The sequence below is a fragment of the Armatimonadota bacterium genome (assembly GCA_016125185.1).
GTDB lineage: Bacteria > Armatimonadota > Fimbriimonadia > Fimbriimonadales > Fimbriimonadaceae > Fimbriimonas.
Genome location: WGMG01000001.1, coordinates 362,039 through 385,430 on the forward strand (window position 1 = coordinate 362,039; position 23,392 = coordinate 385,430).

Annotated in this window: 20 protein-coding genes; 12 read left to right on the forward strand and 8 right to left on the reverse strand. The window is 57.6% G+C overall.

Annotated elements, in window-relative coordinates:
- Positions 1-9: 9 nt before the first annotated feature.
- The 9 genes from GC165_01535 to typA are packed head-to-tail and all read left to right on the forward strand — an operon-like array spanning position 10 to position 9,292.
- On the forward strand, positions 10-1,095 hold the full coding sequence (locus tag GC165_01535; protein ID MBI1331541.1) for an acyltransferase family protein: 1,086 nt from the start codon (positions 10-12) through the stop codon (positions 1,093-1,095).
- A 43-nt stretch (positions 1,096-1,138) separates the two neighbouring features.
- Positions 1,139-2,215, forward strand: a complete 1,077-nt coding sequence (gene rlmN, locus GC165_01540) for a 23S rRNA (adenine(2503)-C(2))-methyltransferase RlmN (GenBank protein ID MBI1331542.1) — start codon at positions 1,139-1,141, stop codon at positions 2,213-2,215.
- The gene (locus tag GC165_01545) at positions 2,170-2,745 is read left to right on the forward strand and encodes a hypothetical protein (protein MBI1331543.1); all 576 of its coding nucleotides are present in this window, start codon (positions 2,170-2,172) and stop codon (positions 2,743-2,745) included. The genes rlmN and GC165_01545 overlap by 46 nt, the downstream gene beginning before the upstream one ends.
- Positions 2,742-3,605, forward strand: a complete 864-nt coding sequence (locus GC165_01550; GenBank protein ID MBI1331544.1) for a hypothetical protein — start codon at positions 2,742-2,744, stop codon at positions 3,603-3,605. Before GC165_01545 ends, GC165_01550 begins: the two co-directional genes overlap by 4 nt.
- A complete protein-coding gene (lptB, locus tag GC165_01555; protein MBI1331545.1) occupies positions 3,602-4,348 on the forward strand; it encodes an LPS export ABC transporter ATP-binding protein in 747 nt (248 codons plus the stop codon). Before GC165_01550 ends, lptB begins: the two co-directional genes overlap by 4 nt.
- Positions 4,335-5,453 carry an LptF/LptG family permease gene (locus GC165_01560; protein MBI1331546.1) on the forward strand — a complete coding sequence of 373 codons (1,119 nt, stop codon included), beginning with the start codon at positions 4,335-4,337 and terminating at the stop codon, positions 5,451-5,453. Before lptB ends, GC165_01560 begins: the two co-directional genes overlap by 14 nt.
- 1 nt (position 5,454) lies before the next feature.
- The gene (locus GC165_01565) at positions 5,455-6,999 is read left to right on the forward strand and encodes a DUF3084 domain-containing protein (GenBank protein MBI1331547.1); all 1,545 of its coding nucleotides are present in this window, start codon (positions 5,455-5,457) and stop codon (positions 6,997-6,999) included.
- On the forward strand, positions 6,996-7,412 hold the full coding sequence (locus GC165_01570) for a pre-16S rRNA-processing nuclease YqgF (GenBank protein MBI1331548.1): 417 nt from the start codon (positions 6,996-6,998) through the stop codon (positions 7,410-7,412). Before GC165_01565 ends, GC165_01570 begins: the two co-directional genes overlap by 4 nt.
- 47 nt (positions 7,413-7,459) lie before the next feature.
- Entirely contained in the window at positions 7,460-9,292 is a 1,833-nt protein-coding gene (gene typA / locus GC165_01575; protein ID MBI1331549.1) for a translational GTPase TypA, read from the forward strand.
- A gap of 54 nt (positions 9,293-9,346) precedes the next feature.
- Here typA and GC165_01580 read toward each other — a convergent pair whose 3' ends face one another.
- The gene (locus tag GC165_01580) at positions 9,347-9,937 is read right to left on the reverse strand and encodes a PEP-CTERM sorting domain-containing protein (GenBank protein ID MBI1331550.1); all 591 of its coding nucleotides are present in this window, start codon (positions 9,935-9,937) and stop codon (positions 9,347-9,349) included.
- Positions 9,938-10,179: 242 nt separating this feature from the next.
- Positions 10,180-10,860 (reverse strand): peptidase E, encoded by a 681-nt coding sequence (locus tag GC165_01585; GenBank protein MBI1331551.1) that lies wholly within the window; start codon positions 10,858-10,860, stop codon positions 10,180-10,182.
- Positions 10,861-10,914: 54 nt separating this feature from the next.
- On the opposite strand from GC165_01585, the gene GC165_01590 reads away from it, so the two are divergent.
- Positions 10,915-11,781: a hypothetical protein gene (locus GC165_01590; protein MBI1331552.1), complete on the forward strand. Its 867-nt coding sequence runs from the start codon at positions 10,915-10,917 to the stop codon at positions 11,779-11,781.
- Positions 11,782-11,814: 33 nt separating this feature from the next.
- On the opposite strand, the gene queF is transcribed toward GC165_01590, so the two are convergent.
- The 6 genes from queF to lpdA all read right to left on the reverse strand — a co-directional run bounded on the left by queF (position 11,815) and on the right by lpdA (position 19,928).
- Entirely contained in the window at positions 11,815-12,162 is a 348-nt protein-coding gene (gene queF, locus GC165_01595) for an NADPH-dependent 7-cyano-7-deazaguanine reductase QueF (GenBank protein ID MBI1331553.1), read from the reverse strand.
- A 14-nt stretch (positions 12,163-12,176) separates the two neighbouring features.
- Positions 12,177-13,991 (reverse strand): hypothetical protein, encoded by a 1,815-nt coding sequence (locus GC165_01600; GenBank protein ID MBI1331554.1) that lies wholly within the window; start codon positions 13,989-13,991, stop codon positions 12,177-12,179.
- 107 nt (positions 13,992-14,098) lie between these two features.
- Entirely contained in the window at positions 14,099-15,937 is a 1,839-nt protein-coding gene (locus tag GC165_01605) for a hypothetical protein (protein ID MBI1331555.1), read from the reverse strand.
- 28 nt (positions 15,938-15,965) lie between these two features.
- Positions 15,966-16,472: a cupin domain-containing protein gene (locus tag GC165_01610; GenBank protein ID MBI1331556.1), complete on the reverse strand. Its 507-nt coding sequence runs from the start codon at positions 16,470-16,472 to the stop codon at positions 15,966-15,968.
- Positions 16,473-16,514: 42 nt separating this feature from the next.
- Entirely contained in the window at positions 16,515-18,290 is a 1,776-nt protein-coding gene (locus GC165_01615; protein MBI1331557.1) for a hypothetical protein, read from the reverse strand.
- Between the two features lie 72 nt (positions 18,291-18,362).
- Positions 18,363-19,928, reverse strand: a complete 1,566-nt coding sequence (gene lpdA / locus GC165_01620; GenBank protein ID MBI1331558.1) for a dihydrolipoyl dehydrogenase — start codon at positions 19,926-19,928, stop codon at positions 18,363-18,365.
- A 105-nt stretch (positions 19,929-20,033) separates the two neighbouring features.
- Here lpdA and GC165_01625 point away from each other — a divergent pair, with 105 nt between their 5' ends.
- Positions 20,034-22,469: an extracellular solute-binding protein gene (locus GC165_01625; protein ID MBI1331559.1), complete on the forward strand. Its 2,436-nt coding sequence runs from the start codon at positions 20,034-20,036 to the stop codon at positions 22,467-22,469.
- Between the two features lie 41 nt (positions 22,470-22,510).
- A complete protein-coding gene (locus GC165_01630; GenBank protein ID MBI1331560.1) occupies positions 22,511-23,359 on the forward strand; it encodes an ABC transporter permease subunit in 849 nt (282 codons plus the stop codon).
- Positions 23,360-23,392: the final 33 nt, after the last annotated feature.

Below are 23,392 nucleotides of genomic sequence, written 5' to 3' on the forward strand. Positions count from 1 at the left end.
GAATGTGGAATGAACCAAGTGGTGGCGAAGGGGCAACGCTGGCAGTTTTTGGATGCGATCCGGGGAATCGCCGCTTTGGCGGTGGTCCTTCAGCATTCGCTATGGTTCGCATCGCCGCACCTCGAAACCTTCTTTGCCACGCTCTGGAGCCCGGGTCGGTTTGGCGTGGTCGCCTTCTTCATCGTCAGCGGCTTTATCGTTCCCCGCAGTCTGGAACTCAAGGGCGACGTCAAGGGATTCTGGATTTCGCGCTTTTGGCGGCTCTTCCCCGCCTATTGGTTCAGCCTGTTCGCATTTGCGTTCCTGGCCGCCATCGGGGTCGAGACCTACACCCAGGCGAACCTGCATAGCCCCATTCACTGGATCGCCAATCTGTCGATGATGCACGGGCTGATTCGCATCCCGGACATCAATCCGGTTTCGTGGACGCTGGGCCTGGAGATGGTGCTGTACGGGGCGATCACGATCGCTTTCGTGCGGGGCTTTATCCACCGCACGTGGGCGATCTCCCTTTCGATTTTGGGTCTCATCGTCGTAAGCTCGGTGCTGTTCCCGATGTTCCTGCACATCCGTTTCCCCGCTGGAGCGTCGGCGGTGTTCGGTTCGATTTTGGCGGGACTGGCGCTGTACCGATGGTTTTCGGGGTCGGCATCGCGGCGCGATGCGATTGCGATTACCTTTCTTTGCATGGCGGTGACGGTCGGCTCGTCGATCATCAACTATAGCCCGGTTCGAGTCTCCGGCGACCCGCTCCAGCCAACCCAGTTTTGCGCGATTTCGAGCGTGATTACCGGCTACGCGTTCTTTCTCGCCTTTTTGGCGATGAAGGATCGAAGCTTTCCTAACGCGTTCTTGTGGTTGGGAAAGATCAGCTATTCGCTGTATCTCCTGCATCCGCTGGCGTTGGTGATCATTCCGGCGGGCGGCAACCCGTTCGTCACGGTTCCGTCACAGGTTGGACTTTCGATTCTGCTGGCATGGCTCGGTTACCGTTTTGTCGAGGTTCCCAGTTTGGAGATCGGTAAGCGGTCGCTGGCGAAACGGAAAGCGCCGCAAGCCGAGCCCGAAAGAGACGTCGTCAAGGCCGTCGCGTAACCCAAATCGTCGGATTTATTTAAGTTCAAAGTAAACTCATAGGGTGGAGACTCGCAAGACACCGTTGATCGGCCTCGATCGGGCCGAGCTTGCCGAGTTGTTCGCGGACCGGAAAGACGCGAAAATACGGGCCAAGCAGCTTGCTCACCACATCTACGCCCGAGCGGAGACGGATTTCGACGCCATGCTCGACCTGCCGCAGGAGTTCCGCGAATTCCTAAAGGCGAACTACCGCATCTCTCCGTTGGAGGTGGCGACGCACCGAACCTCAACCGACGAGGTGGAGAAGCTGCTGGTCCACAACGGCGACAACCAGGTGTACGAGTGCGTGTTGCTTCCTTACAAGGACCGCGTGTCGTGCTGTATCTCTAGCCAAGTTGGATGCCCGATGGGCTGCACTTTCTGCGCGACGGGCCTGGGCGGATTCGACCGCAACCTTACCGCCGGAGAGATCGTCGGCCAATACCTACTCTTGCAGTCGATCTCGGAACGCCGCGTCTCCCACGTCGTCTTCATGGGAATGGGCGAGCCACTATTGAACCTCAAGAGCATTCGCAAGGTCCTGCGTCTGATGCACGACGAAATCGGCCTTTCGTACCGCCACCTCACCATTTCGACCGTGGGCTTGGTGCCGCAAATCTACGAACTGGCGAAGGACAATCTGCCGATCCACTTGGCGCTCTCGCTCCACTCGCCGCTGGACGAGGTTCGCGACCGCCTGATGCCGGTGAACCACAAGTGGCCGGTCAAGGAGGTCGTTCAGGCGATGAAGGACTATCAGAACACGACCGGGCGCAAAGTGACCTTCGAGTACCTGCTGATCAAGGAAGTGAACGACACGCCTGAGCAGGCCAAGGCGCTGATACCGCTCCTGAAGGGAATGCCGAATGTGATCAACCTGATTCCTTTCAACTGGGTCGATACGGGCCAAGGTTTTGCACGTCCAGAAAGAGAGCGGGTTCGCGCTTTTCGTCGCATTTTGGAGCAGGCGGGGCTCAACGTGACCGAACGGGTCGAGCGGGGACACGACATCGCGGCGGCCTGCGGTCAGCTTGCGGGCCAACATAAAGGGAAATTTTCAAGGAGGAACCTATCCGAACCATTGCCGCTACACTCGTGATCGCTCTCGCATTGGCAGGGTGCGCGAAGTCGGGCGGCAAGAAGCAGGTTTCGGCGGCCAACAACGAGGCATCGGCGGCGAATAAGCCGGACGACATGGCCATCGAGGTCACCGCAGGCAACAACACTCGCAACAGCGAAAAGGACCACAAGCCGGTCTGGGAAGTCAGTTGGCAACGAGCCCACTTGCTGGTCATCAACGGCCGACAGTCGGGCACGATGCTGACCGTCACCGGCAAGCTATATGGCAAGGACGGCGTGGCTTCGACGTTTTCCGGTGAGCGAGCCGAAGCAGATCAGGCTCAAGATCGTCTTATTATTGAGGGGAGCGTCAAGATCACGTCTTTGGACTCGCCCAAGGCGGTGCTGACAGCGAAAAAAGTGGAATGGATTCCAGACCTACAAGTGTTAAAGGCTAGTGGCGATGTCACCGTGGAAGGCGATAATGGTGTCGTCGGACCAATCCAACAGCTTTACGCAAGTTCCGACCTCAAAAAGGTGGGAACGTCGCAAGACTATTTCAAGAAATGAAACCACTTCGATACGCTTCCATTCTCGGCTTCACTGTGGCTTTGGCTATGGCGGGCTTGGCCGTCTCCAAACAGCAAATTAACTTTCGGGACCGGAAGGTCAATCCGCGAGTCGAGTTGGTTGGAGATCATGGCTTCTTCGTTCCAGAGAAGTCTTTTGAACTCAAAGGAAACGTTATTCTCAAGCAGAACGAGCAGAAGCTGACCGTGACCTGCGCTAGCGCAGTCGGCGACATTGTGAAGGTGGATCAGAAGACGGACGTCGATAACGTGCATCTGACCGGCGGCGTTCGCGCCGAGCAGATCGGTAAGAAGGGCAAGACGATCGCGACCGGCAATAAGGCCGATTATGGAATTAAAGGCGCGCTTCGCTATTTGAATCTGACCGGCTCGGTTCGAGTCGATTTTGCCGGATCCGAAGAGGTCGAAGAGAAGCCGGGCCAAAAGAGCACGAAAACATCGAATACGGTCTTCACCGCATCGGCGGGAGAGCTGACCTTCCAGAAGGCGAAGGGGAGCGACGGAAACGAAACGTACGAAGTGCAGACCGCCGACGTGACCGGACCGATCCAGTTCGACGGGACCCAAGTCACCACCACGGGCGGCAAAATAACCCACCAGAAGCTGTCGGTCAGCGCCAAGCGACTCACTTTCGAACGAAAGGACGGCGGAGCCGAAATCAAGCTGAGCGGCGACCTGGTGATCCACCAGGAAGACGATGGCGAAGGACCCGAGATCACCGGCGCTCAAACCTTGGTCGCTACGCTCAACGAGAAGAACGAGATCGTGAAGCTGGTCTTTTCTTCCGAAGGCATCGGCAAGATCAAGACGGTGTACAAGGGCGGCAAGGGTGGCGAGTGAAGATCACCGCCGAACACCTCGAAAAACGCTATAAAGGTCGGCAAGTCGTCCGCGGTGTTTCCTACACGGTCAACACCGGCGAGATCGTCGGTCTGCTGGGGCCGAACGGCGCGGGCAAAACCACGTCGTTCTATATGACGGTCGGCCTAGTGAAGCCGAACGCCGGCCAAGTGTTCCTCGATGACCAAGACATCACGAAGTGGCCGATGTACCGGCGAGCGCGGGCGGGGCTAGGATATCTGCCCCAAGAAACCTCTGTCTTCCGCAAGCTGTCGATCCGTGACAACATTCTGCTCGTGCTGGAGTTGGCCGGAAAATCCAAGAAGGAACAGCACGCCAAGGTCAAGGAACTGGCCGAGGAGCTTCACATCGCCGATAAGCTCGACGCCACCGCGGGTGTCCTATCCGGGGGTGAGCGGCGACGGGTGGAGATCGCCCGCGCGATGGCCACCGAACCGAAGTTCATCCTGCTCGATGAACCATTCACGGGCATCGACCCGGTGACCATCGAAGAAATTCAAGAAATCCTCTTCAAGCTGAAGGATCGCGGGATCGGCATCCTCATCACCGACCACAACGTGGCGGCGACGCTTCGAATCACCGATCGCAACTACATTCTCATCGACGGCCAAATCGTGGCGGAGGGCACGAGCAAAGAGATTTCGGAAAACGACCACGTACGCAAGCGCTACCTGGGCCAGCAGTTCGGCACCGATCTATTCGAAGACAATGAAGAGAATTGACCGCCTGATTGTGGGCGAGCTTTTCGGCCCATGGCTTTTCGGAGTCGCGATGTTCACCTCGCTGTTGTTGGCGGCGACCTACCTTGGCCGCATCGCCGACTACGTGGTGCAGGGCCTGCCGCCGGCGAAGATTCTCGAAATCACGTTCTTGCTTCTGCCGCCGATCCTCGTCAAAACGTTCGCGATGGCGACTCTGCTGGGCGCGCTTTTGGCGTTCGGACGGCTCTCGGGTGACTCCGAAGTCGTAGCCCTGCGGGCGGGCGGCGCCAGCATCTACCGCATCATCTTCCCGGTCGCGTGCTTCTCGTTCGCGGTGGCGGTCCTGACGTTCATCCTGAACGACACGCTGGTGCCGAACTCGGCTAAGCAGGCGAAGACGATGACCGACTCGATCGGAAAGGAGATTAAGAACAAGAAGGCTCAACCAACTTTCCAGACGATCATCGAAAACGGCCAACTCAAGGCGATGATCATGGCTCGGGACTTCAATCTGGGCGATCAGACCCTCAGCGGGGTCACGATCAAGGCCCTGGATAAGGAAGGGCATCCAACCTTCTTCATGGAGGCCAGCAAGCTGAAGTATCAAGGCGACAGCGCGAAGGGATGGCGGATTGAAAATGGGGCAACCCTGTTCAGCGCCGACGGCCGCGACTATAGCCAGATCACGGGCGAAATCTGGCCCGGCGAGGTGCCCAAGATCAACAAGGACCCGCAGGAGATGAGCGTCCACCTGAGCACCGATCCCGACTATTACACAACCGGCGAACTGCGCGAAGCGCTGTCGAAATCGAACCTCGATAAGTCGATTACGACCGAGCAGTACCGCAACATGGAGTACTGGCTTTGGAACAAGTACGCGGTTCCGATGGCGGCCTTCGTGTTTGGGGTGCTGGGCGCGGCGTTGGGAATTCGATCCCATCGCGCAGGAACCGCAACCGGATTCGCCTTAGCCGTGGCAATAATGTTTGCATACATGACGCTCGCCAACTTCATGAATGTTTGGGCGATGGGAGGAGTCATTCCCCCATATGTGGCGTCGCTGACGCCGATCGCGCTTGGGCTGATCGCGTCCTTCATCATCATGTGGAGGAGGAACACCGGCTAGGATGGATCCTCAATCCGTTTTCTTTGTTCTGCTGATGTCCGCCGTGGGCGGCATCTGCGCCTATGTGGCCGACATCCTCGGCTACAAGATCGGCAAGAAACGGATTTCGTTCAAGCGTATTCGACCAAAGTACATCGCCCGCATCAGTGTCGTGGTCGCGGGAATGTTGATTCCGCTCGTCACCATCGCGCTGATCTATGCCGTGAGCGCCGACTTTCGCACTTGGCTGACCAAGGGGCAGCAGTTCGTACGCGAACTGCAAGAGAAGTCGGAACAACTGAACGGCCTGAACGACACGCTGGTCAAGAAGGAAACGCAAAACGCCGAACTGACCAACAAGAATCACCTCTACGACGCGGACCTCAAGAAGAAGCAGGACCAGGTTAAAGAGCAAGAGAAAAAGATTCAGGAACAGAAAGACAAACTGGCCTCGCTGGAGGCAAGCAGTCGGCAGCTTCGCGACCAGTTCGAATCGGCCAAGACTCGCCTGTCGGAGGCCAAAGGTCAGCTAGAGGCAAAGCAAAAGCAACTCCAGGCTGTGACCGACAATTATGCGTCCGCGAAATCCAAGTACGACATTGCGAAGCAGTCCTACGACGAGATTTCTAAGCGGAACCTCGAATTGACCAGTCAGAACTCGAAGCTGACCAACGATAATGCCGACCTTGCGACCAAGGCGAAGCAGCTTCAGACGACCTTGACTGACCTGCAGGCCCAAATGGGTGGGCTGAACAAGGAAATCGAGTCGCTGAAGAAGGACAAGGAGGACGCTCAGCAAGAAGCCGCCACGGCTCAGACCGACGTTGCCAGGTATAGCAAGGACCTCGAAAACCTGAGAACGCGCATCGAATCTGCCCGGGCCCTGCTCACCAAGTCGCTCGAGGTCGTACGCCAAACCACGATCAACTTCCTGAACGGCGAGGAGATCGCCCGAATGCCGATCGATCACGAGATTTCGACCCGCGAAGCAACCAACGCCTTTCGGAGCTTAATGCGGACGGCGCGGTCAGTGGCGACCGAGCGTGGCTCGACCACCGATATCACCTACCCGTTCTACAGTCAGGCGGGCTTTGAAATCCCCGACAAGACCGGCCAGAACTATCTGAATGCCGACCAAGTCGAGAAGTATTGGGTCGACCGATTCGTCCGCGTCCCTGATAATCAGGTCGCCGTGCTGACCGCCAGTGGAAACCGGTTCGTGGGAGAGCCGCTTTCCCTCCAAATGCAGTTGTATCCGAACCCGATCGTATTCCGAAAGGGTGAAATCATTTCCGACTACCGGCTGGATGCGCGGAACAGCGATTCCGACATCCGAAGTTCGATCCGCGAATTCCTGCGGACATTCGTCAACACGCGGGCCCGGTCGCGGAAGATGATTCCCGTCGTCTCTCGCGATGGCGAATCCTTCGGTCAGTTCTCTGAGGATCAGTTCTTCGAAGCCTTTGCCCGAGCCAAGACCATCCACCGACTCGTGCGCATCGTCGCCGTCGCCCACGATGACATTCGCGCGGGCGATCCGCTCGCGATCGACCTGGAGTTCCGATGACGAAAAAGACCGTCCTCTCTGTGGACCCTGGCACCGAAAAGTGCGGTATGGCCTTGGTCCAACGCGACGAAAACGGCAATATCAAACTGCTTTGGCACGATGTGGTCCCAGCTGATGCCGTCATTGTGAAGCTCCATGAGGCCTATATTGTCGAGGAATTTCACCTCGTCATTCTCGGGGATTCTACGGGATCGAAGCAGGTGAAGACCGCTCTACGGCGGCACTTGCCGAGCATGGGTTTGTTGGTCGTGGACGAGACAGAAACCACGATTCAGGCTCGCGAAAGGTACTGGGAGCATAACCAACGCAAGGGTTGGCGAAAGATTTGGCCGGCCACCCTCCAGGTTCCGCCGGAGCCTTACGACGACTACGCGGCGATGGTGCTGGCCGAGCGTGTATTGACCGAAGCTTAACTTTCCGAAAGGTCTATCTAGCCTAAACGGTAAACTATAAGCGATATATGTCCCCCAAGATTCGGAATATCGGCATCATTGCGCACGTCGATCACGGAAAAACCACACTCGTCGATGCAATCTTTAAGCAGGCGGGTCTCTTCCGTGAGAATCAGCACATGGCCGACCGAGTCATGGATAGCAACGATCTCGAGCGCGAAAAAGGCATCACCATCCTCTCGAAGGTTGCTTCGGTCAACTACCTCGGCACGAAGATCAACATCGTTGATACGCCAGGCCACGCCGACTTTGGCGGCGAAGTGGAGCGCGTACTCAGCATGGTCGATGGTGTTCTCCTCGTCGTTGACGCCAACGAAGGACCGATGCCGCAAACGCGCTTCGTCCTCAAGAAAGCTTTCCAAAACGGCCTGAAGCCGATTGTGTTCGTTAACAAGATCGACCGCGAGAACTCGCGTCCGGCTTATGCCTACGACAAGACGCTCGACCTGTTCATCGACTTAGGTGCCGAGGAAGACGATCTGTTCTTCCCGGTCCTGTACGGATCGGGCGCGGGCGGCTATGCCCGCACCAAGCCGGAAGATGACAACACGGACATGCGGCTTCTGTTCGAAGCCATCGTGGCCAACGTTCCTGAGCCGCGCGTCGAGCAGGAAGGCCCATTCCGACTTCAGGTCAACAACCTCGACTACAGCGAATACCTGGGCCGAATGTTCGGTGGAAAGGTCTTGCGCGGGAGCGTGAAGATCGGCGACCGCGTCGAGATGCTTCGCGAGGAGAGCACCAAGAAGACGGGATTCAACGTCACCAAGCTCTGGACCTACGAAGGGCTCCAGCTTAAGGAAGTCGAATCGATTTCTGCGGGTGAAATCGCCATGCTGGCCGGACTCGACAACGTCCTCATCTCGGACACCATCGCCCTCGTCGATACCAGCGAGGCTCTGCCTGCGATCAAGGTCGAGCCGAGCACCCTGTCGATGAACTTTTACGCCAACAACTCGCCTCTGTCGGGCAAGGATGGCGGCAAGTTCCTGACGATCCACAAGATTCGTGAGCGGGTGGAGAAAGAGGAGGCCGTTTCGGTCTCCATCAAGATCGACCCGAGCACGGCGGCCGATACGGTGAAGGTCAAGGCGCGAGGCGAGCTCCAGCTTGCGATCCTCATCGAGACGATGCGCCGCGAGGGCTACGAAATGCAGATTTCGCGACCGCAGGTCATTTTACAACGCGATGAGAACAACCAGGTCCAGGAACCCAACGAACTGGCGGTGCTGGAAGTGCCGGAAGACGGCGTGGGCGCCGTCATGGAAGAGCTTAGCCGACGAAAGGGCGATCTGCTAAACATGAAGACCAACGATAACGGCTCGACGACGTTGGAATACTCGATTCCGACCCGAGGTCTCATCGGCTTCCGATCGACCTTCCTCACGCTCACGCGCGGACTCGGTCTTATCGGCTCGCTGTACGACGGATACAAGCCGTACAAGGGCGAAATCGCCTTCCGAACCCAGGGCTCGCTCATCTCGAAGGATCCAGGCAAGCTGACCAGATACGCCTACGAAGACGTGATGGAGCGGGGCACGCTGTTCTACCCGGTGGGAACCGACGTGTACGGTGGCATGATCGTCGGCGCTTGTAGCCGCGACGAAGACATGATCGTCAACGCGACCAAAGAGAAAGCGGCCAACAACATTCGCTCGGCAACGTCTGAGCAGACGACGGCCCTCGATCCTCACCGCGAATTCTCGCTGGAGCAGGCGCTATCCTGGCTACGGGACGACGAACTTCTGGAAGTCACGCCCAAGCAGTTGCGATTCCGCAAGAAGATTCTCGACCATAGCGAGCGCCGCGTGGCCGAGCGACGAAGCGAAGTCGTCGTCTAAAAAAAGCCCCGGAGCGTTGCGCCGGGGCTTTTTTGTGTTTGAAGGTTGGATTTCTTACTTGCGTCGTCGTCGGGCAAGAGCGAGAACGCCAAGGCCGAGAGCCGCGATGGATGCGGGCTCCGGAACCGGGTCGTCGGCGTGAATCTTGTAGGTGACGATACCGGAATCGTAGGTATTGTCGATTGCATTCGGTGCATCGTCAAAGACTTCCCAAAGGTGGAAATAGACGGTGTCATCGCCTAAAGCATGGACGGGACCTGCGGAAATGAATCCGCCCGACGAAAGAGGTCCATCCGAACCGCTTGCATCTAGCGAAGATGGAGCTACGTCGATGTATTCGCTGGCGTCCGTGTTTTCCAATGAGAAAACCGAGTCCGAGCACCAACTGCCCGGGGCAACCGTGTGGAGTACGACATTATCCCACGAAACATCGGTGACTACGTAGTTGCTGTAGTCGTGCGCAAAGTAGGAGTCCAAATTGATGAAGACGGCGTAATTGTCCGGATCGTAGACGTTTGGGTTGTTCGGATCGTAAAGCCCATCCACGCTGTTCAGCCCAGTAAGGTCAAAGGAGATCGTGAGGTCCGTAGCGTGCGCCCCCGCTGCTAGGACGCCGAGCGCCCCAATCAAGAGTAGTTTTTTCATAGATTGCCCAAGTGCGAGCAGACACAATCTCTGCCCGACCCCTACATCCTATCACTGATCTGCTAATTTGAAAACCTCTTCAAAAGGTTTAGCAAAGATTATCAAGCATATTTACTGGGAAAACTAGGTAACTCTACCGAGCGACGATCGGCTCTTCTACCCACCAGTGCCGAATTCATCCTTACAAGCGCAGGGCTAAGTATAAGTTCCTTTTGAATTAACCTTAAACGATTCGCGGCTAATCAAACTAAGACTTTGGGCTGGATCGGAGTCTCCTCACCAACCTCGACTCGATAGGCCATTGCGGAGGGTCTCGACGACACGAATTGATAAAGATTTTCGTCGATGTAATGCGCTGCGACTCCATCGTCACAGGCAAATCCAGGGCCCATTTCCCCCTCATCTAGCATCCGTTTGAGCGATGGTCGTCGATCCGATTCCCCGTCATAGTGAGGGCAAAAACTTCCGTTCAGCCAGCCTAGTCCTTTCCAGGGTGCGAGAGGACCCATCGAGTCCGTACTGAACTCCTCGAACCAGCAGTTGGCTCCGGCGCTGATGCCTGCCAACACCGTACCGTTCTCGTACGCCTTTCGGATGGCCGAATCTAGTCCCCAGTCTTTCCAGAGCAGGAGCAGATTTCGGGTGTTGCCTCCACCGACGTAGATCACGTCCTGGGCCATCATGAAGTCGTCGAAGTCCAGCCGATGCGGCCAAAATAAGCTCAGGTGCGATGCTTCGCATCCAAGGCCTTCAAACGCCTCATAGAACCGGCGTGTGTAGTCTTCGCTATCGGCGCTGGCGGTCGGAATGAAGCAGACCTTCGGCTTGTCGGCTTCCACCAGCGACAGCACGTATCGATCCAAGGCCAGATTGTCCGGCTCCATGCTAAATCCGCCTCCACCCATCGCTACGATATGCCGCATATCCGTCCATTTTGCCTGAACCTGCCGCCGCTTTCCACCGTATCCTGTAGTGAAATGAGCGCGCGGTACACGCCGAAAGAAATCCATCCGTCGATTTTCGAGCAGGTGCTTTCGGTCACCGGCGGGTACATGAGCGGCAACGTAACAGACTCGAAAGTCACGGCCGCCGGCAACAAGCACACCCAGGTTTGGATGGCCGAATACTGGAAGGGCATTTTGCTGTGGCTCGTCCTGATCATCCCCGTCATTGCCATGCTTCCGTGGCTGAAGGAGCATGTGGGCAAACCGGCTGTGCTGGCCGCCTTTTTCAGTGGAATCATCGCTTGGCTAAGCCTCGGCTATTGGGGCCTCCAGAAGAATCGTGGCCTGCTCACCTGGGAGGAAATCGAAGCGGTTCGATCTGCCTTGGATCTGAACGAGAATCAGACCCTCTATCTCGACTGCCTGCGGTACATCGAAGAGTGTTCGATCCTCGACAATGAGCAGAAGAAAACGTGGCGCGCCGCTCTGTACCAAGCGCTGGATCAGGCCGTGACGCTCGAAAAGCTTTCCAGCGAAATGACGCACTCCGCAGGAGGCAAGGATCACGCCGAGTCGCTCGCCGAAATCGAGCGACTGGAAGCATTAGCAGATCGAAGCTCTGACCCGGTCGCCCAGAAAGCATATACCGAAAGCGCCAATTTGGCCAGGGATCGAATGGCGAAGTGGGATGGTGTGGCCGTCCAAGCCGAGCGGACCGAGGCGCATCTGGAATTGACTCGCCAAACTCTGCTCAAGACCCGCGACACGCTGAAGAGCCTCAGCCTGGAACAGCAACGCACGGTCTACGTCGACCTCGAACCGCTACGCGCCAACCTTGGGCGAATTCAGTCGGATGCCTTCGAAATTCAGCGGGCGATTGAAGAACTCAGGGAAATCTGAGCCGAGCGCATGAGACCTTGCTCGCTTCACCCGCTACTCGGGCTTCTTGCCCGTCTCGCAAGTTACCACCGAGTGAATTCCGCCACGGGCGCTGAAGTTTCCAACCACGCGCATCCAGCGCGGCTTACACGCCGCCGCCAGTTCGTCCAGCATCTGGTTGATCACCGCTTCGTAGAAAATGCCCTTGTTGCGAAAGTCGAGGTAGTAGTACTTCAGGCTCTTGAGCTCGATGCACGTCTCGTCAGGGATGTATTCCAGCTCGATGGTGGCAAAGTCCGGCAGCCCCGTCTTGGGGCAAACGCTCGTGAACTCGGGGTTCACGTGCTTGATCGTGTAGTTGCGGTTCGGATTCGGATTCGGAAAAGTCTCCAGCTCGGCCATATCGAACCCATAGTTTACTTTGCCACATCGATGAACTGGCTGACCGACTCCGCATCGCTGAATCCGAATCCGATGGTGTACTGATTTCCGGGATATCGCTTTGGCACCGCCTTTTGAATGACTTGATTGCCCTCACGAAGTTCTCGGCCATAGTCAATCAGGCCGTCAAAGAAGTGAGAGTGGAGCGTGACTCTCATAGACCTAAGCTCACTCGGCGCGACACCGGCAGAAACAATTGTCTTTGCCATGCCATAACTGCAAGAACCGGATTCCGAAAGCATCTTTACGATCGTGTCAATGGCTGCCTGTTGCTGGTCGGTTCCAAGGGTTGCAATGGCGAGGCCATCATCGGCCGAGGCGGCCGCCATTTGGTTGGAAGTTAGCTGGGACAAGAACCGTAGGGCATCATACGAGTTAGCAACGCCAAAGGCATCAAAGGTTGTTAGAGGATAATCCACTTCTTCATTGGTGAGTTGATCTTCACGAAAACTGCCTGCGACCTGAATGAAGAAATTGAGGTCGTGGGGTGTATTCACCGACTCGAATTTTGACCATTGCGCTTCCGAGGCTTCGTGCCGTCGATGAGTCCAATACCGAAAGTTCCTCGCCAAGAAGAAGCCTGAATCTTCCTTGCAAAACGTCTTGTTGTCCTCGACCAACTTTTGAATGTAGGTCTTCGCGTCAGGATAATTGCGATTCAGTTGCACCCAATTCGTGGTGCAACTCCGATCGGCTTGAGCGACAACCGGGATTCCTGTCGCAAGGTGAAACCACCGCAAATGATCCCCCAATCTTCGCTTCATCGAGGACCAAGGAGAGGGCCAAATCTTTGTACTCGCGTCGAGCTTCTGTGGAAATTTCTCGGCGACGTCCTGCACGTGGGTCCAAGGTTCTAAGTCTTCGTAGAAAGGAAGTTTCTTGAGTGTCCCGGGGACGCCCTCATTAAAGGTCTTTGCCGAGAACACTCCATTCGTATGGCTGGCACCGGGATTGCCCTTCATGCCAGGATAGACTCCGTAGGAATTGAAGCTTGCCCGGATGTCGCCGGTAGCCGGACGATATCGCACAATCTCAAAGACCAAAGGCGTCACCTTTCGAGGATTCCCATCGGCGTCCGTAATGGTGAAGTAGGAGGATTGGTCTTGATCAGCTGGATCGAGTTTGAGCCCCGGGCCGGGCATGGTGCTTGCGACCAACGGTTCTCCTTTCCAAAATTGTTCTTTCTGGGCATCGCTGAGCCGCAAAAAGACTCTTCCAAGGCCAGTCATGTAGCCATCGCCGATCGTTCGAGATGCAGCCAAGTACTGCCTGTTGGCCTCCTCCAACCTTGTGGGATCATTGGCCTTCGTGGCTGCTTCAAGTTCGTTCTCGAAAGGATCCAGGAGCTCGAACTTCCTTCTCGGTGGGAGCAATCCAAATCGCTTATCAGAATTTGGATCAGGCGGCGTATTCTTGGCGGCATATTCGCAAGCTGAGATCAGCGCTTCGGAGTATTTCTTCGACAATTCATCTTCAGCCAAGTTGAAGACCTTTTCGTGGTTTGCCTTCGGGATGTCCATTTCCAGCCGGTATCCGTTACCGTCTTGCACCCACTGACAATCAAGGACTTTGGCGACCTCGTCCATAACCGATGAAAGCGACTTCTTTTCAACAAAAAGGTCCACCTTTAGGTCCGAAATATTGCGATTGACCTTAAGCGGGACGTGGGACATCGCCGAGAATTCGTTGCACACGTCCGTGATCTGCACCAGGCTCTTATCGAGATCAACAACCTCTTTCAATCGACTATCGGTAAGAATGGATGCCTGAACGAGAAGAGCGATAGTCACGATCATGATGTTTGATAATCCGGCTGATGCCGAATGCCCGAAATATTATAGGGGAGAAAACAGTACTTGACGAAGTCCCGTAACCAGGGCTTTGGGAAAGTTCCGCGTTACTTGGGCTTGAAGAGCGTCAGGAACTGGCCGACGGTTTCCTTCTCGCCCAGGGCAAATGTAAAGCTAATTTGCGTCGCCGGACGCTTTTCCTGGCTCCGGGCTGAAACAACCGCGTCGCCGTCCTTGATTTCGTCTTGGTAGTCCACATAATCCTTGTGCTCCGTCTCGGTGACCTTAAAGGTCATCTGCCGGAGGGTGGTGGGCTCCAGGCCGCGCGCGATCAGCGCCTTCGCCATCTCGTACGAGCAACTGCCGTTCTCGACGATGAGATTCAGGACCGTCGACTGCATGAGTTGAATCTGTACGGGGTCGAGCATGTCCGCCGAAAGCCCGCCTTTGTCGCGGGCGGCGTCCCGCTGCGACTTCGAGAGCGAAGCGTAAAACTTCAGCGAATCGTAGCCCGTGAGCACACGATCCACGCCCACGGTGTTGACCGGATAGCCGATGAACTCGTTGCCCATTTGGTCCCTTCGCAACAGACCGGCGATCTTGACCGCCTCATCGAAAGTCATTGGAACCTTGGCGTCGTGATCCTCGATCCGCCGCCAAGCCGACTCGGACGCTTCGTAAGCTCGATGCGACCAGAACCGGAAGTTGCGGGCCACCAGATATCCATTGTCAGCGCGGCAATAGGTGTCGGAGTCAGCCATCATCGCCTTCAGGTATTCGCCCGCGGTTTTGTAACCCCGCTCGAGGTTGATCCAATTCCAGAGGCAGCTTCGGTCCGCTTGGGCCACAACCGGAATGCCGGTGGCGAGGTGGAACCACCGCAAGTGGTCGCCTAACCGCCGACGATGGTTGGACCACGGCGAGGGCCAGGATTTCGTCTTGGTGTCGATCGACTGAGGAAAGCCTTTCTCGACCGCGTCCTGGTCCATCCAGGGCTCCAGGTCTTGGTAGAAAGGCATCTTCTTCAGGAAGTCCGCGATGGGCAGGTTGGAAGACGAGCCGCTGAACGGGCCGCTCATCTTGGCCGACGAAGCGCCCCCGCCGAACTCCTTGGGGTACGCGGCGTAGACGTTCATGCTGCACCGCAGCATGCCGGACGCGGGGTCGTAGCGGATGATATCGAAAAGGTCCTGTTCCACCCGGTGTTGTTGGCCGTCAGCCCCGATAAAGGAGGCGTTGATGAGGGTGGTGGAGTCGGACCGATACAGTTTGTATTGGGAACCGGGAAAGGTGCTCGCCGCCACTGGCTCGCCCTTCCAGAATCGGTCCATCGCTGACCGATCCATCTGAAGCAGGATTCGGCCGATGGCCGTCGTTTGTGGGTTGCCAGCCGCCGCCGACATCGCGGCGTAATCGTCGTAAGCCCGCTGGGTCGCTGCCGCGTCGGTTCCTTTCTGGGCATCTTCGTATGCCTTTTGGTAGGGGTTTAGAAGGCGATTTCGATCTTCGGCCGACATCATTCCCATGCCGAGGGGCACGGTCTCGTTCGACGTCGGCGTCGCCTTCGCGCACTTTTGGTAGATGTTCAGAGCCGCCAAAATCATCTGCCGGTCCTCGTCCTCCTCAGCTTTGATGAAGTTGCGCTCGCGGTTGGTAGTCGGGATATCCATCTCCAGCCGGTAGCCAGCCTCCGACGGGGTCCATACGCAGTTGAGGGCCTTCGCCACTTTATCGAGCGTTTCTCGCAAAGGGCGGTTCTCGACGAAGACGTCGACCTTTAGGTCGGCGATGTGGGAATCAACTTTCAGCGTCACGCCCGACTGCTGTGTGGCCTGGGCGCAGAAGTCGGTGATTTGGGTCAGGCTGTCGTCAAAGTCGCTCTTGGCGGCCAGTCGGTTGTCGGTCAGAAGCGTGGTTTGAAGAAGGACAGTAAGCGCAAGAACCATTCGGTGAACCCCGATAGTACGACGACGTTCACGCGAAAAATCTTTCAGAAAATCCGTCGGTTCGGATACTTTCGTAATCGTGCCCGCAGTCGGCCGCCCAAGCGCACCAGAAAATCAGCGGCTCGTCGCCGGTGTTCACGGTCCGATGGGCAAGGGTTCCGTCGATGTGATACGTGACACCCGGCCGCAGTTTGACCGTGGTCGTCTTCCGCTCATGGTCCATCAGAACCACCAGCCCTTGGCCCGACACGACGAGGATCAGTTCGCCGTGAGTCGGCTTGGTGTGCCAGTGGCCACGAGTCATGAAGTACTCGCCGCCGACGGTGCCGGGGTGGAGCGTGGTCGAACCCCAAAGGATCGCCCCTTCGGTGCCGTCCGGCTTGGAAAAGTAGGTCTCCGTCTCGTACAGGGGCGTGGAAGCCATCGCCTGCGCCGCGTCTCTATCGCCCCAGTATTCGAGAAGGTCGCCGACGGTCCGCGCGGACCGAGAAACCTCTCCGGTCATTGTCCCGGAGAGGATATCGGTTGTGATCATGACAGATACTCTACCGCGCTCTGCGGCTCAGATTTGCGCGGCTCAGATCTGCTCGGACATGAAGGTCACGACCTTCTCGCCGTCGTATCCGAACTCGTAGTGAATCGTTCCGCAGACCTTTTCATTGCCGGGATCGACGACAATCTGCTCGCCGAGGTCCTGCACCGTCACCGGTTGGTTGATCACCTTCATCTTCATGGTGCTCATGTGAAATCGCATCGCGTTCAATGACTGCGAATCGTAGCCGTCATAGATGAACGAATCCATGAGCGACTCGCTGACGAACCCTTGGTCCCCAATACCGTTGACGATTGCGGCTTCAAAAAGGCCCTGTTGCCGTTGGCTCAGTCGATTGAACGACAGTCCGCCTGGCCTGTTGGCCTGGCCAAGTTCACCATCATCCAGCGTAGCCACCAACTGAAGGGCGGGGAATGTCTGCGCGAATTCACGCCGAGAGAATTGCACGACCACTCCATCACGATCCTGCACCAGCATGGCTTGCAACGGATTCAATTTCGAGCTAAACGCGACGTATCGATCCATCTTCGACTCGTTGCCTCGCTGTGGGTTTTCGACGATGGCGTAAGTGGATTCTGGGATTTCGTTCAGCTCTTTCCGCCAATAAATTCCATCGCGCACGAGCAGGAAGTCGCCGCTTCGGTGGGCATAACCCTTGCAGGCGGCAAGTAACGAGGTGAGGTACTGCCCCTCCGTCGCCGAATGGCGATTCTGCCTGACGAAGGGATGCACGGTTCGGTCGGCCATCGCGACCACAGGTACGCCACTCATCCGGTGGAACCAGCGCAGGTGGTCGCCTAGTCGGTACCGCCCGTTGTCCCACGGCGAATCGAAGTTTGCCTTCTCGGCGCTTTTCTCGTCGATCTTGGTTGGGAACATGTCGTCGAGCGCGGAAAATTGATCCCACCGCTTCAGACTCGCGGCGAAGCTGAGCCCATCGAGCTCCTTCGGCATGTCGTCGAACGGATAGTGCCCAGGTGGCTCTCCAGAAATGATCCGCTGGTTCGGCGTGAATGTAAAGTCTTTCTTGCCGATGCGCTTGGTCGCTGGATCGACGCAGGTGAAGAGCACGTACTTACCGTCCACATTGGGCCGCGATGGGTCGAGGTCGCCCAGGGAGAACGCGAATTTGGCTTTGGTGACCGACGACACAATGAACGGCAGACCGGCCTTGTAGGCCCGAATGTCGCCCTCCGACATTTGCGAGAATAATCGGGCGAGCTCCAGGTTGGCGGTGCCCGATGCGATCTCTTCGAGCGCACGAACGCGGATATCGAGCGGTTCCAGCTCCGCGTCCGAGGCGTTGTCCGCCCGGGCTTTGGCCAGTTGGGCCTGAGCCTTTTTGAGGTCGCCTTTGTAGAGATTGAATCGGTCGGGATCGTTGATCCGCTCGTCGGAAGGCGGCACGATTCGCGCAATCTCCCGGTACACCGTAATCATGCGATCGAGGTTTTGGGTCGCGAGCTTGTCTTCGGCCGAAACGTACTGCCGCGCCTCAGCGTCGGCTTGGTCGTCGCCGACCAGCTGGTAGCCGTCGGCGCCGCGAACCCACTGAAGGTTGCACGCCTCGGCGACCTTCGCCAGGGTCTGGTTCAGGGGCTCGTCATCGACGAAGACGTCGATCTTGAGGTCCTTGATGGACGGGGAACAGGAAAACTGGATGCCCGATGCCTTTTCGGCGTTCTGAAGCAGACTCCGAATCGGCATCAGCGGTGCATCGATACTGGTCGGCTTGGTCAACCGAACATCGCTCGAAATGGAGTCCTGCGTCGCGAGGAGGATCAGCGAAAGGAGGCTCATCGTATTGCCATCATACGACGATTTGCCGGAAACGATACTGGTATTTTTACCAGTATCGTTTACCTTGGTAAATTACATCTTGTGGATGGCGTGTCCGGCGGCATCCTCGAACGCTTCGATGATTGCCTCGGCCATCGTCGGGTGAGCGTGAATCACGGTCTCCATCGACTCCAGCGTCGCCTCGTGGACGAGGGCGACCACGCCTTCGTGCAGAAGGTCAGAGACGTGTCCGCCGACCATGTGCAGGCCGAGGACTTCGCCGTACTTCTTCTCGGCGACGACCTTCACAAAGCCTTCGGTCTCGTTGGCGGCCATCGCCTTGGCGAAGATCGCGAATCGCGAACGGCCCACGACCACGTCGTAGCCCTTCGACTTGGCTTCCGACTCGCTCATACCCACGCTGGCAACCTCCGGCGAGGTGTACACCACGTTCGGCACATGTCGATAGTCGACCGTCTTGGGTGAATCCGGCTTCAAGATGTTGTTGACGGCAGCCAGACCTTCCTGCTGAGCCACGTGGGCAAGCTGGATTCGGCCCGTCACGTCGCCGATCGCATAGATGTTCGGCACGTGGGTGCGGAGCGTGTCGTCGACGATCTCGACGCCGCGTCGGTGGAGCTTGACACCGATCCCTTCGAGGTTCATGCCCTCGATGTTCGCCTTTCGGCCTACGCCGAGCAGGACCACTTGGGTCTCGATGACTTCGGTCTCGGTGCCCTTCTTGATGTGCGCCTTCCAGCCCTTCTTGGTCTTCTCGACCTTGTCGATGGTGGCGCCGGTGCGAACGTCGATGCCCTGTCGGCTGAGTTGTTTGCCCAACTCGACGCCGAGGTCTTCGTCCATGATGTTGACCAGCGTCGGCATCATTTCGACCAGCGTGACCTTGGAGCCGAGGCCGTTGAAAACGTAGGAGAATTCGCAACCGACTGCGCCGCCGCCGAGGACGACCATGCTGTCCGGCACGAACGGAGCGGAAACCGCGTCATCCGACGTCCAAACGCCGTCTTCGCGGCCGCCTTCCAGACCCGGGACCGGCAGGTGGACTACCGATGAGCCGGTGGCGAGAATGAAATTCTTGCCTCGGTACTTGCTCTCGGTTCCGTCCTTGGCCGTCACCGAAATCGTGTTGGCGTCGATGAACTTGGCGAAGCCTTCGACGTGCTTCACGCCGCGCTTCTTGAACAGCATGCCCACGCCGCCGCGCTCGGCCAGTACGATCTTTTCCTTGCGCTTCATGAAGGCGTCGAAATCCATCTCGGCCTTGTCGATCTTCTTCAGGCCGAAGCTCTCTGCCTTCTTCGCCTTGTTGAGCATCTCGACGCTGGCGATCATCGCTTTGGAAGGCACGCACCCGACGTTCAGACAGGTTCCGCCGAGGTACTCCTTCTCAACACAAATGACCGAAGCCCCCATCTGGGCCGCTCGGATTGCCGCGTAATAGCCGCCGGGGCCGGCGCCAATCACGATAATGTCTGCGTCGAATTGTTCATTTGCCATAGTTTGCGTTTGCTCCTGCTCTACTGGGATGCCCGAGATCGCCTCGATAATGGAGGGTGCCGGCATCGGCGTTGAGACGGCCGGACCGTTTGTCAGCTCGCTCGCTGTGTTTTGGGGTGATTCGTCTGTTGGATCACTCATCGAGCACCGAGAGGATGAACTTCGAGTTTACCAGGTGGCGGGAATGCCCGAATCTGCAAAAAAGCGACAAAAGGGGGTTTTGATTTACAGATATATCACGTTAAAATGGGTTCGCGAAGAACTCCGATGAAGAAGCTTTTCTCCCGCATCGCCCTGGGCGTGGTTGCCCTGCTTTTGGCGTCCCTTTCGTCAGCGGATGTTACTTTGAGGCTGAGCGTCTGGGACGGCGACAAGGCTCTGGAAACGATTCGCGGCATCTGCCAGCAGTTCGAGAAGGACAATCCCGGCATCCACGTCAAGCTGGAGAACTACGACTACACGCTTTACCATCAGAAGATGATCATCACTTACGCGGCGGGCGTGGCTCCCGACGTCGTGATGATGGACGGAAGCCACTACCAGTTCTTGGCTACCCGCCACGCGCTTTTGCCCCTCAACCAGTTCTTCGCCTCGTCGCCCGGGTTCGACATCAAGGATTACTACAAGCCGATCGTCGATTCCTACACGTTCCACGATCAGCTTTATATCCTGCCGCGCGACATCGCCCCCATCGGGCTGATGTACTACAACAAGAAGATGTTCAAGGACGCGGGGATTCCGTACCCCGATGGTTCATGGACGTGGGACTTCCACATTCGGCCCGAACTGAAGGAGAAGGACTTTCTGTGGGTCTGCCAGCAGTTCGTGAAGAAGGATGATCGGGGCAAATACATCCAGTGGGGCTACGCGCCCAGCTGGCCGCAGATGCAGGCCGACACCTACGCTCTGCAACTCGGCGCGTATCCTTACGACAACATGGCCGAGCCGACCAAGGTGCTGGCCGACGCTCCCGACCGCGTGAAGGCGTTCCAGTTTGCCGCCGATTTTGCCAACGTTCTGCACCTCGAACCGTCGAACCTAGAAGCCAGCGGCTCGCTGATGCTGACGACCCAACAGATGTTCGTCCAGCAGAAGATCGCGATGTATCAAAACGGCATCTGGGACGTGCCGAACATGCGCAAGATGCTGAAGCCCGGCACGCCGGAATGGTTCGATTGGGACATCTGCCTGGCTCCCGCCTATGCGGGCAAGGACGGGAAGCCGGTCCGCCGCTCGACGACGGGCGGCTCGGGCTACGCCATCATGGCTTCGACCAAGAACCCGAGCTTGGCTTGGAAACTGACGCGCTACCTGGCTGGGCCAGTGGGCATGACGGCGATGGCCAAGGCGGGCATTGCGCAGCCCGCGATTCGGCAGTTGGCGCTCACGAAAGGCGTGTGGCTGCCGGGGCCGGATACGCCGCTGGAAGAGCAGTATCCGCGCAATCGAATCGTCACCGACGAAGCCGTCAACTACGTCGTGTTCGATGCCACGACCCAGTTCGGCATCTCGGTCAGCGACCGATATAACAAGGGCCTTGAGATTCTGTGGAACGGCCAAACGACGGCGCAAAAAATCCTCTCCGAGAACGAGAAGATCGCCCAGCAACGGCTAGACGACCTGCGCAAACAGGAAGCCCTGCCGCCGTTCAATTGGGTGTTGGGCGGGGCTATCGCCGCCCTGATCGTGCTGAGCATGGTCGCCTTCGTGTACCTGCCCGAAAGGGGCCGACGGCTCACTCGGCTGGAGAAAGGCGAATCCAAGTCCGGCTACAAATTCCTCACTCCCTGGATCGTCGGCGCGGTCATCTTCACCCTTGGCCCGATGATTTTGGCCCTGCTGATGTCGTTCGCCGAGTGGGACATCATCGCCCCCGCCAAGTGGCGCGGCCTCGCCAACTTCCAAGAGATTTTCCAAAGCGATCCATCCTTCTACAAGTCGATGATCATCACGGCGATCTACACGGTCTTCAGCGTGACCTTCGGCATCATCGGCGCGCTCGGCCTGGCCTTGTTGCTGAACCAGAAGGTGCGCGGCGTGGCGCTGTATCGCACGCTCTACTACATTCCGTCGATCACCTCCGGCGTGGCCGGATCGCTGATCTGGATGCGGGTTTTCAACCCCGACAACGGCCTGCTGAACTTCTTGCTGTACGGCCCCCATGGCGATTGGCCGGTGGGCGTATGGCTCAGCAACTGGATCATGCACGACCCGCATAAGCCGGTCGATTGGCTTCAGACCGAGACGACCGCGATGCCCGCCCTCATCATCATGTCGGTGTGGGGCATCGGCGGCGGAATGGTCATCTTCCTCGCCGGTCTGCAGGGCATTCCGCAGCACTACTACGAAGCGGCGACCCTCGACGGAGCCGGGATCATCGCCCGGTTCAAGTCCGTCACCCTACCGATGCTGACGCCGACGATCTTCTTCAGCGCCATCACAGGCTTGATCGGCGCCTTCCAGGCGTTCACCCAGGCGTTCGTGATTTCCAACGGCACCGGAGCCCCGAACGACGCCACCCGCTTCTTCGTTCTGCACATCTTCAGCGCCGCCTTCCAGTCCGCGCGCATGGGGTACGCCAGCGCCCTCGGGTGGGTGCTGTTCATCATCATCATGGTCATCACGCTCATCCAAATGAAGCTCAGTAGGCGCTGGGTCTACTACGAATCGGAGGCGAAATAATGGCCACCAAGGTTCAAACCTCGTCGCAAGAATGGCACGCCATGGCCAAGCGGGCCGAGAACACGGCTCGGATTCTGCGCTGGCTGTTGTGGGTGGTGCTCCTCACCGGCATCGTGCTGTCGCTCGCGCCGTTCTACCTGATGATCGCGATGTCGCTGAAGACGCCGGGCGAGATCGCCAGCAGTTCGGTGTGGTCGTTGCCGCGAGTCCTGCAGTGGGGCAACTACGAAAAGGTCCTCACCAACGCCAACGCGCCGTTCTTCGACTTCCTGCGCAACTCCCTCATCATCTCGGGGGTCTCGACCATCGGCGTTTTGCTCAGCTCGAGCATGGTGGCGTACGGCTTTGCGCGCCTGAAGTTTCCCGGCCGCGATCGACTCTTCATCCTGCTCCTCAGCACCATGATGTTGCCCAGCATCGTCACCATGGTCCCGCAGTACGTGCTGTGGAAGTACCTCGGCTGGGTGGATACGTTCTATCCGCTGATCGTGCCCGCGTTCTTCGGCGGCGGAGCGTATAACGTGTTCCTCCTGCGCCAGTTCCTGATGGGCATTCCGCGCGACATCGACGAAGCCGCCCTGCTGGACGGCGCCAGCCATTCGCAGATCTTCTGGCAGTTCATGATGCCGAACATGGGCCCCGCGCTGGCGACGGTGGGCATCTTCAACTTCATCTATAACTGGCGCGACTTCCAGGGCCCGCTGATCATCCTCAATAGCCCCGAACACCAGACACTGGAGCTGGGTTTGCAGACGTACCGCGCGATGAACCAGAACCAGTGGGAACTGCTGATGGCCGGCTCGGTGATCGTCATGATCCCGATCATCATCCTGTTCCTGGCGGGGCAGCGGTACTTTGTGAAAGGCATCGTGATGACGGGGATCAAGTAGCGATCTGGACTTCTTCGCCGACCAAAAGCGGCT